This is a genomic window from uncultured Winogradskyella sp., assembly GCF_947495255.1.
Taxonomy (GTDB): domain Bacteria; phylum Bacteroidota; class Bacteroidia; order Flavobacteriales; family Flavobacteriaceae; genus Winogradskyella.
In genome coordinates, this window is sequence record NZ_CANLYI010000004.1 from 15,049 (window position 1) to 29,511 (window position 14,463).

Annotated in this window: 14 protein-coding genes; 11 read left to right on the forward strand and 3 right to left on the reverse strand. The window is 32.7% G+C overall.

Features of this window, described 5'->3' with window-relative positions; genetic code table 11:
• Positions 1–2: 2 nt before the first annotated feature.
• Positions 3–1,937 carry a M1 family aminopeptidase gene (locus Q0807_RS06910; RefSeq protein WP_299107959.1) on the reverse strand — a complete coding sequence of 645 codons (1,935 nt, stop codon included), beginning with the start codon at positions 1,935–1,937 and terminating at the stop codon, positions 3–5.
• An 84-nt stretch (positions 1,938–2,021) separates the two neighbouring features.
• Between Q0807_RS06910 and Q0807_RS06915 the strand changes: the two genes are divergently transcribed.
• From Q0807_RS06915 to Q0807_RS06930, 4 genes are all read left to right on the forward strand, one after another.
• Positions 2,022–2,702 carry an SCO family protein gene (locus Q0807_RS06915; RefSeq protein WP_299107961.1) on the forward strand — a complete coding sequence of 227 codons (681 nt, stop codon included), beginning with the start codon at positions 2,022–2,024 and terminating at the stop codon, positions 2,700–2,702.
• 97 nt (positions 2,703–2,799) lie between these two features.
• Positions 2,800–3,027 (forward strand): FeoA family protein, encoded by a 228-nt coding sequence (locus Q0807_RS06920; protein ID WP_299107963.1) that lies wholly within the window; start codon positions 2,800–2,802, stop codon positions 3,025–3,027.
• A complete protein-coding gene (gene feoB / locus Q0807_RS06925; protein WP_299107965.1) occupies positions 3,020–5,269 on the forward strand; it encodes a ferrous iron transport protein B in 2,250 nt (749 codons plus the stop codon). The genes Q0807_RS06920 and feoB overlap by 8 nt, the downstream gene beginning before the upstream one ends.
• A 27-nt stretch (positions 5,270–5,296) precedes the next feature.
• Entirely contained in the window at positions 5,297–5,437 is a 141-nt protein-coding gene (locus Q0807_RS06930) for a FeoB-associated Cys-rich membrane protein (protein WP_299107967.1), read from the forward strand.
• A 29-nt stretch (positions 5,438–5,466) separates the two neighbouring features.
• Here the strand turns inward: Q0807_RS06930 and Q0807_RS06935 are convergent, their stop codons facing one another.
• Entirely contained in the window at positions 5,467–6,120 is a 654-nt protein-coding gene (locus Q0807_RS06935; RefSeq protein ID WP_299108647.1) for a metal-dependent transcriptional regulator, read from the reverse strand.
• 123 nt (positions 6,121–6,243) lie between these two features.
• Between Q0807_RS06935 and Q0807_RS06940 the strand changes: the two genes are divergently transcribed.
• From Q0807_RS06940 to Q0807_RS06965, 6 genes are all read left to right on the forward strand, one after another.
• Positions 6,244–8,496, forward strand: a complete 2,253-nt coding sequence (locus Q0807_RS06940) for a TonB-dependent receptor (RefSeq protein ID WP_299107969.1) — start codon at positions 6,244–6,246, stop codon at positions 8,494–8,496.
• Positions 8,497–8,536: 40 nt separating this feature from the next.
• A complete protein-coding gene (locus Q0807_RS06945; protein ID WP_299107971.1) occupies positions 8,537–9,463 on the forward strand; it encodes a zinc ABC transporter substrate-binding protein in 927 nt (308 codons plus the stop codon).
• A 47-nt stretch (positions 9,464–9,510) separates the two neighbouring features.
• Entirely contained in the window at positions 9,511–10,281 is a 771-nt protein-coding gene (locus Q0807_RS06950; RefSeq protein ID WP_299107973.1) for a metal ABC transporter ATP-binding protein, read from the forward strand.
• Between the two features lie 147 nt (positions 10,282–10,428).
• Positions 10,429–10,821, forward strand: a complete 393-nt coding sequence (locus tag Q0807_RS06955; RefSeq protein WP_299107975.1) for a VOC family protein — start codon at positions 10,429–10,431, stop codon at positions 10,819–10,821.
• Positions 10,822–10,826: 5 nt separating this feature from the next.
• Positions 10,827–11,954, forward strand: coding sequence for a metal ABC transporter permease (locus tag Q0807_RS06960; RefSeq protein WP_299108649.1), 1,128 nt, complete (start codon positions 10,827–10,829; stop codon positions 11,952–11,954).
• A complete protein-coding gene (locus Q0807_RS06965; RefSeq protein WP_299107977.1) occupies positions 11,947–13,107 on the forward strand; it encodes a metal ABC transporter permease in 1,161 nt (386 codons plus the stop codon). The genes Q0807_RS06960 and Q0807_RS06965 overlap by 8 nt, the downstream gene beginning before the upstream one ends.
• Positions 13,108–13,110: 3 nt before the next feature.
• Here the strand turns inward: Q0807_RS06965 and Q0807_RS06970 are convergent, their stop codons facing one another.
• A complete protein-coding gene (locus Q0807_RS06970) occupies positions 13,111–13,902 on the reverse strand; it encodes a TerB family tellurite resistance protein (RefSeq protein WP_299107979.1) in 792 nt (263 codons plus the stop codon).
• A gap of 126 nt (positions 13,903–14,028) precedes the next feature.
• Between Q0807_RS06970 and Q0807_RS06975 the strand changes: the two genes are divergently transcribed.
• Positions 14,029–14,436, forward strand: coding sequence for a hypothetical protein (locus tag Q0807_RS06975; protein WP_299107981.1), 408 nt, complete (start codon positions 14,029–14,031; stop codon positions 14,434–14,436).
• Positions 14,437–14,463 lie beyond the last annotated feature (27 nt).

Consider the following 14,463-nt stretch of genomic DNA (forward strand, 5'->3'; position numbering starts at 1 on the left):
TTCTAAATTTTAATAATTCGCCTATTGACTATTTGATTTTCTGTTTGAAATTGCACAAACAATAAGCCTGATGTTAAACTATTTAAATCCATTTGAGAAGACCAACTAGATTGCAACAACAATTGCCCTAAACTATTGTATATTTTAATACTTTCTACCTCTAAATGGTCTGGTTTTAAAATATGAATAACAGACGATGTTGGGTTTGGGTAAAGCGTAATATCTGAATCAATATCAAATTCTAAATCACTTAAGGTTACTGTATTGTTTTTTGAAATAAGATTATAGTCCGGATCAAACAAAACCTCCTGAACAGTAAAATTTACAGTTTCAAAAAAATCTTCGTTGTTTATAGTATTATCTAGAACAACATCTAAACTTTCGCCCAAAGTTCCTACAATCCTAACTGGAACACCTGCTTCAAAAAACGATACAGACGCATCACTTTGGGTTTGGGATACTACCAACTCTAACTGATTTCCGTTTTGGTCCCAATTTACCGTATAACTTGGATAGCCTTGATTATAAATCCAATCATCAAAAAATTCATCTAAAGTTTCACCTGTTGACAATTCCATGGCATTAATAAAATCTTCCGTTTTAGCAAAATCGAAAGCCAAAGCTGGTGTATCTAAATAATCTTGTAAACCTTGGTAAAAATCGGTGTCTCCTAATTTACGTCTTAACATATGTAAAACCATAGCACCTTTATTATAACTAAGGCGACTACTAAAAATTCTATTTACAGACGTTGTATCTTGATCAGAAAGGTAAACGGCTCCATTTGTTTGAGACGTAATGGTATTTACAGATTGTTGTCTCCAATTTTTAAAACTAGCCTCACCATCTAAATCTTCAATAACCAAAGCTGCTAAATACGTCGCAAATCCTTCATTTAGCCAAATATCTTTCCAACTACCACAAGTAATTTTATTACCAAACCATTGATGTGCTAGCTCATGAGCAATAAGTCCTCTACTAAATCCACCCATAAAAGAAATTGTAGTGTGTTCCATTCCTCCTCCCCAACCAAATTGGGCATGACCATATTTTTCATCTGAAAAAGGATATTCTTCAAACAAGTTCGTGAAAATATCCATAATATCTACAGTAATTTCTGTGCTAGCTTGAGCCGTTATTAAACTTTCTGGATAGACATAATTTATAATATCAAAAGGGCTTCCGTTGTTTGGTACTGTATGCGAATACACTTCATAATTAGTAACCGCAAATGCAATTAAATAAGCAGGAATGGGATGACGATGTTTAAAATGCGTCGTTTTATCAGAACCTACAACTGTTTGGCTTATCTCTAAACCATTAGAAGCAACAACATAACTCTCATTAGTAGCGTTAAACTCTGGTGTTGTAATATGTACATCTATAGAATCTATTTTATCTATTAAATCTTGTTTGCAAGGCCACCAACCTTTAGCACCATAGGGTTCAGAAAGTGTCCACATTATTGGAGCACCATTATGTGTGGTTTGCTCAAAAGAACCAAAACCTGAACTTATTGGATTACCAGAATAGGTCACTGTTAAAGAATCTAAAACGCCTTGTGCTTGTGTAAGTGGCAATGTTATTACTAATTCATCATCAACATTTTGTAAATAGCTTAAACTATTTCCTCGTTGTAAAACCTGAGTAACCGTCATATTATCAGCCAAGTCAAAAGTAATTTCTGTCATGATTTCATTAGCTTCAAAATAGGTTGTGATTTCACCAGCAATTTGAGAGACTGAAGGGTCTACATTTAATTCTAATCGATGATATTTCACATCATAATTCGCTGTATTAGCATTTATGGTATTTACCATTTGACGCAATGCCATATTAGCTTCAGAAGAGCGAATTGCTTTTAAATTTTCATGATAATCCTGAGCATTTATTTGCGTCGCAAATAATAGGATAAAGCATCCCAAAAGTTGTTTCATAGCACTCATTTTAATGTTAAAAATAAAGCTTTTATTATCATTGGGTCGTATTTTTGCCTTTCAACTTTCTATAACTCAATTATAATGTCGTTTCTTTCTTTTTTTAAAGGTTACAAAAACTTCGGAATATTCTTTTCTATACTTTGTATCATAATCATTGCTATTATTTATAATATCCTTAATGTAAAACAACCGCTTCCTATTTATCAACCTGCAATGGTTGCTGAAGAATTGGTAGATAGCACCATTCAGCATCAATTAAAATATCATAAAATTGCCGATTTTAGTTTAACCAACCAAAACGGAGAAATTATAACGCAAGAAAATTATAAGGATAAAATATATGTAGCAGATTTCTTCTTTACAACTTGCCAAACCATTTGTCCTGTAATGACAAAAAACATGGAGCAAATACAAAAGGAAATTATTAATGATGATGACGTTATGCTGCTCTCACATTCAGTAACACCCAAAATAGATTCTGTAGCACAATTAAAAAAATACGCCAAAGAAAAAGGTGTTATAGATAGCAAATGGAATTTAGTTACAGGTGACAAAAAACAAATCTATGAATTGGCCAGAAAAAGCTACTTAGCGGTAAAAACAGATGGTAATGGTGATGAGTATGATATGATTCATACCGAAAACTTTATGCTCATTGATAAAAAGCGTCAAATAAGAGGTTTTTACGATGGTACAAAACCAGAAGATATTGAACGTATTTTAGAAGATATTAAAACCTTAAAGTACTTTGATGGCTTGTAAAACATTATAAAGCTGTTAAATATTTATTATCTAGTTTTATTCACTAATAAATTTCTCTTACTTTTGCTTCTTTAAAACAATTCTAAATAAGCAACGTTTGACATTAGCAGAATTAAAACGAGGACAACAAGGCGTAATTACAGACGTGTCTTCAATTCATATTCCTTTAAAACTTCTCGAAATGGGCTGTTTACCTGGTAATTCAGTTGAACTTGTGCAAGTTGCACCATTTGCAGACCCAATGTATCTTAATATAAACGGAACACATTTGGCGATTAGAAAAGAAACTGCTATTCACATTATAATTGAAACCATAGATGAGTAAGCAGATTAACGTTGCATTAATAGGAAACCCAAACACAGGAAAAACTTCGGTGTTTAACGCGCTTACTGGTTTAAATCAGAAAGTAGGTAATTATCCTGGCATTACAGTCGAAAAAAAAGAAGGTATTTGCAAGTTACCTCGAGGCGTAAAAGCACATATTATTGATTTACCTGGAACTTATAGTTTAAATGCATCGTCATTAGATGAAAATGTTGTTATTGAATTACTTCTTAATAAAAACGATAAAGATTATCCAGATGTTGCAGTTGTAGTAAGTGATGTAGAAAACTTAAAACGAAATCTATTATTATTTACGCAAATTAAAGATTTAAAGATTCCGACAATATTAGTCATTAACATGTCTGACAGAATGGAATACAAAGGAATTTCATTAGATCTAGATTATTTAGAAGAGCAACTAAAAACTAAAATTGCGTTAATTAGTACCCGAAAAAATAAGGGAATAGATAAACTAAAAGAATTAATAGCAACACACAAAGAGCTTTCTATAGAGCCTTGTATGGACGCATCTACAATAGATGAAGCCTATTTTGGAAACTTAAGAAAAGCATTTCCTAATCAATTATTATATAAACTTTGGTTAGTTATTACCCAAGATGTTAACTTCGGAAAAACGGACAGAAAAACCTTTGATGCCGTTGAAGATTTTAAAACTAAATCTAAAGCAGATTTAAAACGTCTTCAGCAAAAGGAAACCATAAAGCGCTACCAGTTTATTAATCATACGCTAACAAAAGGGCAAACAATAGACCTTAAATCAGCAAAAGACTTACGCATTAGATTAGATAGAATATTAACCCATAAAGTTTGGGGTTATTTAATTTTTGGGGTTATTCTGTTAACTATTTTTCAAGCTATTTACGATTGGTCTGGGATTCCTATGGACTTTATCGATAGCTCTTTCGCTTCATTAAGCGAATGGACAAAAAACACATTACCGGAAGGCATATTTACCAATCTACTTGCCGAAGGTATAATTGCAGGCCTTGGAGGAATAGTTATTTTCATACCACAAATTGCATTTTTATTCCTCTTCATATCTATACTTGAAGAAAGCGGTTATATGAGTCGTGTGGTCTTTTTAATGGACAGAATAATGCGACGTTTTGGACTTAGCGGAAAAAGCGTTGTGCCTTTAATTTCTGGTACCGCTTGTGCTATTCCTGCAATTATGGCCACTCGTAATATTGAAAGCTGGAAAGAACGCTTAATCACCATTTTAGTTACACCTTTCACCACCTGTTCTGCGAGATTACCTGTGTATCTTATCATTATTGAATTAGTAATACCAGAAGGAAGAATACTTGGTTTAGGCTACCAACCACTAACCTTAATGTTATTATACCTAATTGGGTTTGGCGCTGCTGTTGGTTCTGCCTGGATTTTAAACAAGATAATGAAATTTAAAAGTAAGAGTTTCTTTGTTGTAGAAATGCCAAATTACAAACTTCCGCTTTTCAAAAATGTAGCTTTTACCGTTTTAGAAAAAACAAAGGCTTTTGTCTTTGGAGCTGGTAAAATAATTTTAGCCATATCAATTATAATTTGGGTTTTAGGCTCAATTGGAGTTAATGATAAATTTGATAATGCTAAGTCAATTATAACAGAGCAATTTGATTCTAATGGCTTTAATGACATTCAAGATATATCTCTAAGTAATAAAGTAGAACGTTATACGGAAGATTTAATTACTACAAATCTCGAAAACTCAATTGATCTTTCTCAAGCTCAAATTTCAGATTCATTAACTCTAAAAATAGATGGATTTAAAAAAGCAGTTATTAACGATGAAATTTCGGCTTTAAGACTAGAAAATTCAGTTTTAGGCTATATAGGTAAAGCAGTAGAACCAGCAATAAAACCTCTTGGTTATGATTGGAAAATAGGAATTGCTATTGTTAGCTCTTTTGCAGCAAGAGAAGTTTTTATTGGTACACTATCTACTATTTATAGTGTTGGTAGCGAAATGGAAGATGAAGAGAATAAAACCATTCGAGCAAAAATGGGCTCTGAAATGCACCAAAACACCAATAAAAAAGTGTTTACATTTTCATCTGGTATTTCATTACTATTATTTTATGCCTTTGCCATGCAATGCATGAGTACACTTGCCATAGTAAAACGCGAAACAAATTCTTGGAAGTGGCCAATATACCAATTGGTAATTATGACGGGATTTGCTTATATTGTAGCATTGATTGCTTATCAGCTTTTAAAATAGAGTTAATAATTTAGTAGATATAAAATTATGAACACAATTATTCAAAACATATTAGTAGTAACAGCAGTAGCTTTCGCTTTATTGTTTTTGATACGCAAGTTTGTTTGGTCTCCAAATAAAAAAGCATCTAAAGCTTGTGGTGGAGATGACGGTTGCGGATGTCATTAAATAGTGTAATACTATTTATCTTACTATTTCTAAACCTTTTTTAAATACAGGTTTTTAGCAACGTTTTGAGAAACAACAATTTCAGAACTTTCAATTTCTATCTTTATTGAATTATCATAGGGTTCCTTATGTTTAACTGTAATTATAGTACCTAAGGCTATCTTATTGCTATCAAGATATTTCAAAAAACTAGAGGACGTATCATCTACACCAACACATTTATAAACAGAACCAACTTCTGCTTTTGCTAAGGTTATTTTCTCAATGTGTTGAAAATTCCCCTCCTTATCTGGAATTGGATCACCATGTGGATCATATTTTGGAAACTCTAAAAAAGCATCTAGTTGATTAATTAGTTTTTCAGACTTAATATGCTCTAAATGTTCTGCGACCTCATGAACTTCATCCCAAGAAAAATTCAATTTCTCAACCAAAAACACTTCCCAAAGTCGGTGTTTTCTAATAATGTTTGTAGCAACAAATCGTCCTTCTTTTGTTAAAGTAACACCTTGGTATTTTTTATAGTCGGCATAATTTTTTTCAGAAAGCTTTTTAATCATATCAGTAACCGAAGAAGCTTTCGTTTGCATCACCTCAGCAATAGCATTTGTATTTACCGTTTTTTCACCATTGCTTCCAAGGTGATAAATAGCTTTAATATAGTTTTCTTCAGTTAGTGTAATCATAGTATAAGTCTATTGTACAAATATAGAAAAGATATATTTCTTAAAATATTTTTAGACTAATCTAAATTATATTTTATATTTGTGTAAAAATAATTCAAGGTAAAACTAATTTAAACCAAAATGAAACTAATTCAAGCTTTAATTTTAATACTTTGTACTTCTGCTTCAGCCCAAGTTATATACTCTATAAAGGGTAAAGTTTTATCCAATGGAGAACCACTACCTGACACTAATATTTATATTGAAAACACCACAAAAGGAACAACAACCAATGATGATGGTATTTTTATCATAGAAAATCTAAAATCAGGAAACTATACCATAGTAGCTTCTTTTACAGGTTATAAAATTCAAAAGAAAACTATTACAATTAGAGATGAGTCAGCTTTTTTAACCTTTAATTTAAATGAAAGCGACAATTTAGATGACGTCATAATTACCGGAACCCTTAAAGCAGTTTCAAGATTAGAAAGTCCGGTACCTGTTGAAGTTTACACACCAACGTTCTTAAAGAAAAACCCAACACCCAATATTTTTGAAGCGCTACAGAATGTGAATGGTGTGCGTCCGCAACTTAATTGTAATGTTTGTAACACAGGTGATATTCATATTAATGGCTTAGAAGGTCCTTATACACTTGTTTTAATTGATGGTATGCCAATTGTTAGCGGTTTATCTACAGTTTATGGTTTATCTGGAATCCCAAATTCACTCATAGAACAAATTGAAATCGTAAAAGGACCAGCTTCTTCTTTATACGGAAGCGAAGCTGTTGGTGGCTTAATTAATATAATCACCAAATTACCAGAAAACGCTCCTCGTTTTTTTGCTGACGGTTTTGTTACAGGTTGGGGCGAAGTTAATTTAGATGTTGGCTTTAAAGCAAACGTTAGCGAAAAAGCAACTGTTTTGTTTGGTACCAACTATTTTAAATACGATAATATTATCGATAACAACAACGACAACTTCACAGATTTAACACTCCAAGATCGAATTTCCATCTTTCAGAAATGGGATTTTAAAAGAGCAAATAACAAGAAATTATCTCTTGCAGGTCGTTACTTTTATGAGGATCGGTGGGGCGGAGAATTACAATGGACCAAAGTTAACAGAGGCGGAAACGAGGTTTATGGCGAAAGTATTTACACTTCTCGTTTTGAAATTCTAGGAAACTATGAGTTACCAATTAGAGAGAAAGTAAATTTTCAATTTTCGTATTCTGACCATGATCAAAACTCAGTTTATGGAGATACACCCTATTTAGCACAACAACGTATTGGATTTGGTCAATTTATTTGGGATAAAACAATCAGTAACCACGATTTACTCTTTGGCTCTGCAATTCGTTACAATTATTACAATGATAATACCACAGCAACCCTCAATGCAGACGAGGTTACTATTCCTTCATTGTTTGTTCAAGATGAAATTGTACTCAGTAAAAAACAAAGTTTATTATTAGGTATGCGCTATGATTATGATAGCAGACATGGTAATATTTTTACACCAAGAATTGCCTATAAATACAAACCAACGGACAACGATATAATTAGATTAAACGCAGGTACCGGTTTTAGAGTCGTAAATCTATTCACCGAAGAACACGCTGCACTCACAGGAGCAAGAGATGTTGTTATTGAAGAAGCTTTAGAACCCGAAGAATCATATAATATTACACTTAATTATATGAAAAAATTGTACTTAAAAAACGGAATGTATTTCACTTTTGATACTTCTACTTGGTATACTTATTTTACAAATGCTATTATTCCGGATTACGATACCAACCCAAATCAAATAATTTATGGAAATCTCGATGGCTATTCAACCTCTACAGGACTTAGCTTTAATATTGATGCTGTTTTAGGTAGTGGCATAAATACATCTATTGGTGCTACATATCAAGATGTATCACAAACTGAAAATGGCGAACATACAGAACAAATATTAACTGAGAAATTTTCTGGAGTATGGTCTTTTAGTTATAAAAATTATCCAACAAATCTTACTATAGATTACACCGGAAACATTTATGGACCAATGCGACTACCTCTTCTTGGTGATTTAGACCCTAGGCAAGAATATTCGCCAACCTGGAGTATTCAAAATATTCAAATAACGCATGATGGCTTAGAGAATCTCGAAATTTATGGAGGCGTTAAAAACCTATTAAACTGGACACCCAACAAAGGGAATCCATTCATAATTGCAAGGTCTGACGATCCTTTTGATGAAAACGTTCAGTTTAATGGAAATGGCAATGTGCTTGCTACTTCAGATAACCCTTATGCCCTAACCTTTGACCCCTCATATGTTTACGGTCCAAATCAAGGTATTCGTTTATTCTTTGGAGTAAGATATAAGTTAAATTAATCACTCATTTTTAGTACCTTCGCAATAAATATTTAGATACATGAAAAAAGTAATATTCCTCTTAGCTATCACACTAATTATAACAGCTTGTAAGAATGACTCAAAAACAGATGAAAACCTAAATAAAAAACTCAATGTTGTAACTACTACAACAATGATTACAGATTTAGTAAAAAACATTGGAGGAGATTCTATAAACGTACAAGGTTTAATGGGAGCAGGTGTAGATCCACACTTATACAAAGCAAGTGAAGGCGATGTTTCTAAACTGGTAAACGCAGATGTTATATTCTATAATGGATTGCATTTAGAGGGTAAATTAGTAGAAGTTTTTGAAAAAATGAAAGGTGCAGACAAGACACCTATAGCCTTAGCAGATGAGCTTAATAAAAAACAATTGATTGGTTCAGATTATTTTGCCTCAAACTATGATCCTCACGTTTGGTTCAATATTGATTTCTTTCAGCAATTTGTAGAAAAAGTAACACTAGTATTATGCGAAAAAGACCCAAAAAATACAGAGACATTTAGAGCTAATGAAAAACGTTATTTAGCAGAATTAGAAGATTTAAAAAAAGATGTACAAGGAGTTGTTGATGCCTTAGAACCAGAAAAAAGAATACTAGTCACAGCTCACGATGCTTTTAATTATTTTGGAAAAGCATACAACTTTAACGTTGTTGGTCTACAAGGTTTATCAACTGCTACGGAAGCAGGCGTAAAAGACGTTCAAAAATTGGCGGCTTTTATTATTGAAAAGAATATAAAAGCTATATTTATAGAAAGTTCGGTTCCAAAACGTACAATAGAAGCTTTACAAAAGGCTGTAAACTCTAAAGGTCATGATGTTGCTATTGGAGGAACGTTATACTCTGATGCACTAGGTAATGCAGAATCCAGAGAAGGGACTTACATTGGTATGTATCGTTATAACATTAAAACAATTGTAGGAGCGTTAAACAAATAAGTATTATCCTATTTTATAAAAAACAAATTGAATAAAATATTATACATGTGAATACACCAATAGAAAATAAGACCTCTTCTTCCAAGGAAAAAATTGCAGTAAAAGTAGATGACTTAACCGTTGCTTATAATTACAAACCTGTTCTTTGGGATATCGATTTAGAAATTCCAGAAGGTGTTCTTATGGCTATTGTTGGACCAAATGGTGCCGGAAAATCTACATTAATAAAATCTATTTTAGGTATTTTAAAACCCATTGCAGGTAGTGTTTCTATTTACGGAAAACCTTATGAGAAACAACGGCAATTAGTTGCTTATGTTCCTCAAAAAGGAAGTGTAGATTGGGACTTTCCTACGACAGCTTTAGATGTGGTAATGATGGGAACCTATGGAAGCTTAGGTTGGATAAAACGTCCTGGTCAAAAAGAAAAAAAGGCAGCACTCGAGGCTTTAGAGAAAGTAGGTATGTTGGCTTTTAAAAGTCGACAAATTAGTCAGCTTTCTGGTGGACAGCAACAACGTATATTTTTGGCTAGAGCATTAGTACAAAATGCTGCTATTTATTTTATGGACGAACCTTTTCAAGGTGTAGATGCGACAACAGAAATTGCTATCATTAATATTTTAAAAGAATTACGAAAAGCAGGTAAAACAGTTATTGTGGTTCATCACGATTTACAAACTGTTCCTGAATATTTTGATTGGGTAACCTTTTTAAACGTAAAAAAAATTGCCACAGGTCCAGTAAAAGACATCTTTAATGATGATAATTTAACAAAGACATATGGTATTAATTATAAAGTGAGTATTCAGGAGTAAAGCTAGTTTTCAGTTTATAAAAAAACGTCACTTCGAGTGATTTTTGAGCTAGAATAAAATAGTATCGAGAAGTCTTTAATAGGTTCTAGATACAAAACCATAAAAAAGTAATTTTACTTAAACTGACGGAAATTAAAAGGAATAAAAATGAAATACGCATACACCATTTTATATGTAGAAGATGTTGAAAAGACAATTTCATTTTATGAAAACGCATTCGGGTTTCAAAAAAAATTCATCTCACCAGAAAGTGATTATGGTGAATTAATTTCAGGTGAAACAACCATTGCTTTTGCTTCAAATGTATTAGGAGATTCAAATTTTAAGAATGGATTTAAAAAGCTTTCAATAAACGAAAAATCAAACGGAATAGAGATGGCTTTTACATCTGAAAATATAGAAGAAGATTTTAACAAAGCTATAAACGTTGGTGCAGTAAAATATGAAAGTATAAAAGAGAAACCTTGGGGACAAAAAGTAGGTTATTTAAGAGATATCAATGGATTTTTAATCGAAATCTGTACGCCAATTAAAAATTAGAAACAATAGACTTTTTAGAATACATAGAACTCGTCTTCACAGACTATACATTACGAACCATAACACTTGGTACAGCAATTTTAGGTGCTGTTACCGGAATGTTGGGAAGTTTTGCTGTGCTGAGAAAACAAAGCTTATTAGGTGACGCCATTTCTCATGCTGCTTTACCAGGTATTGCAATTGCCTTTTTAATTACAGGTGCAAAAGACACCAATACCTTATTAATTGGAGCTCTAATTAGTGGTTTAATTGGTACGTTTTGGATAAAGAGCATCGTCACTAAAACGCATTTAAAATCAGATACAGCTTTAGGGTTAATTCTTTCATTGTTTTTTGGGTTCGGAATGTTGTTACTCACGTTTATTCAAAAACAACCCAATGCCAACCAAGCAGGTTTAGACAAATATCTATTTGGACAAGCTGCAACCTTAGTAGAAAGTGACGTATGGATGATGGCCATTGTTACAGGACTTTGCTTAATTGTAATGCTTACTTTCTGGAAAGAATTTAAAATTCTATTATTTGATGCTGACTACACTAAAACACTAGGTTTCAATACCAAATTTATAGATATTCTTATCACCACATTTATAGTTTTAGCAATTGTTTTAGGATTACAAACCGTTGGTGTTGTATTAATGAGCGCCATGCTTTTAGCACCAGCTGCTGCTGCGAGACAATGGACAAACAGCTTGTCCGTAATGGTATTTTTAGCAGCCATTTTTGGAGCGTTTTCTGGTGTTTTCGGAACCGCAATTAGTGCTAGTCAAAACAACCTATCTACAGGTCCTGTAATTGTTTTAGTGGCTTCTGTGTTTGTTGCTTTTTCATTTATTTTTTCTCCTAGTCGAGGTTTACTTTTTAAACAAATTAGGGTAATTAAAAACAGACGCGATTTAGAATTACACAAAACACTAGCATTTATGCATCATATTGCAGAAACACACAAAGATATTTCACATCCTCATGCTATTAAACTACTCAATAATTTTCAAGGATATACTAAAAGCACACTTCAAAAATTAGTAGAAAAAGATTACGTACAGATTAATGGAAACATGTGGAGCTTAACTAAAACAGGTTTTGAAACGGCTGCTAATTTATATACTAAACAATCTACAGAAGATGAGTAGTGCACAAATAGAAATACAACTAATAGCTAGTATCGTTGCTGTTGCATGCGCTATTCCTGGAACGTTTTTAGTGCTTAGAAAAATGGCAATGATTAGCGATGCAATTAGTCATTCTATATTACCAGGAATTGTAGTTGGTTTTTTTATCACACAAGATTTAAACTCACCTGTACTAATTTTACTGGCAGCTTTTACAGGTATTATTACAGTAGTATTAGTAGAGTACATTCAAAAAACAGGATTAGTAAAAGAAGATACAGCCATAGGTTTAGTATTCCCAGCATTGTTTAGTATTGGTGTGATTTTAATTGCTAAAAATGCGAATGATGTGCATTTAGATGTTGATGCCGTTTTATTAGGCGAATTAGCTTTTGCTCCTTTTGATAGGTTATTAATTGGAGGTACAGATGTTGGACCAAAATCACTTTGGGTTGTAGGCACCATTTTGCTTGTAACCATTTCGCTTCTAATTCTGTTTTTTAAAGAATTAAAAGTAAGCACTTTCGATAAAGGTTTAGCTGCTTCCTTAGGGTTTTCACCAGCTATTATTCATTATGGTTTAATGTCTATTTCATCTATAACAACCGTTGGCGCCTTTGATGCTGTTGGTGCTATTTTGGTTGTTGCATTAATGATTGCTCCTGCCGCTACAGCCTATTTACTAACAACAGACTTAAAGAAAATGCTAGCATTAGCAATAGGTTTTGGGATTTTTAGTGCCATTTTTGGGTATTGGGTAGCACATTGGTTAGATGCTTCAATTGCAGGATCAATATCAACGGTACTTGGTTTAGTATTTTTATTAGTGTATTTATTTGCACCTTCTAAAGGAATCATTGCAGTAATGTATAGAGAGAAGCAACAACAAACAGAAGTCTCTTTACTGACATTTTTATTACACTTAAAAAACCACGATGAGCTTGAAGAACGACACGTTAATCACCTCAACGAACATATTAATTGGCAAAAAGTGCGAGCTCAAACGGTCTTAGATTTAGCCCTAAAAAATAATATGATTCATATTGAAAAAAACATTGTCTCTTTAACTAAAAAAGGCGATGAATTTACCTCAAAAGCCATCGACTATATTATGACTAATGAAGACGCACAGATTGAAGACATGAAAGATGATTTCTTTTTGTTTAGAGGGTAAATTTTATTTAAACCCACGTTCTTTCTGAATATGCTCATAAGCTTCTTGTACCTGTCTAAACTTAGCTTCGGCACCTTCTCGATGTTCTTTTCCTAAATGACCAACGCGATCCGGATGGTATTTTTTAGCCATGGTTCTATAAGCTTTTTTAACAGCATCATCTGAAACCGACTTTTCTATTTCGAGAATTTTATACGCATTATCACTACTATTATAGAACATCGCTTTAATACTTTCGTAATCTCTACTACTTATGCCCAAATAGCCAGTAATAGTATAAATCTGTCTTAACTCATCTTCAGTAACATGTCCATCTGCTTTAGCGATTCCGAATAAAAAATGAAGTAATTGCAAACGCGATGCATGATCCATCATTTGCTTAATTTGCGTACAAACCTCTCGTGTAGAAATATTTTGTTTGGTAATACGCTTAAACAATTCAAAAGCCTTGTTCGCTCTATCTTTACCATACATATTAGTAAATTGCTGACGCACAAAATCTAGTTCGCGCTGATCTTGTTTACCATCAGCTTTTATAACAATAGAAGCTAATATTAACAAACTGACTTCAAAATCTCCAGACTGTGTTTGTGGACGAGAAGATGTACGCTTACCATAATTTGGTTTTGTTCTATAAGTATCCCGTTGTTTTCCCGTTTGACGATCACCAAGTAAAGGTGTTCCTTTATCTGTTAAATTATCAACAAAACTACCAATAGCCAATCCTATAATAGCACCAATAGGACCTCCAAAAGACCAACCTAAAGCACCACCAACCCATTTTGCAAAACTCATATTCTATTTATTTTATGAAATTCAAATATACTATATGTTAGTGGTTTGAAAATGCAATTTGTTACGTTTTGCATGCAACCTTTTGTATAAAATTCATCTTATAGGTATAACCAATACTAAATTATTATGAAACACACTTTTTATCTTTTAACACTTATGCTACTTACACTAAGCTGTAATAGTGATGATGATAACTCTGAACAGAATGAACCCACACTTTACAGCTCATGGTCTTTGGTCAATGTTTCTGGAGGTTTAGCAGGCGCTAATGACGATTTTGAAATGGATTTAATCACATGGGATTTTGATGAAGCCAACCTAGAACTGACAGTTACTAATAACAATACTGCAAATGTTATTTATGATGGTTTGCCATCTGGCACTTATGACTATGAGGTTCCTTCAACAACAAATGAAGTTACAACCGTTGTTATTGACAATATTAATTATGTCATAACAACACTAACAAATTCTCAACTTATATTAGATGAAGGTGTTGCAGTAGACGGTTTTTTACTCACTTTTAGTCAATAATAATTATTGTACTAAACCACTATTGAA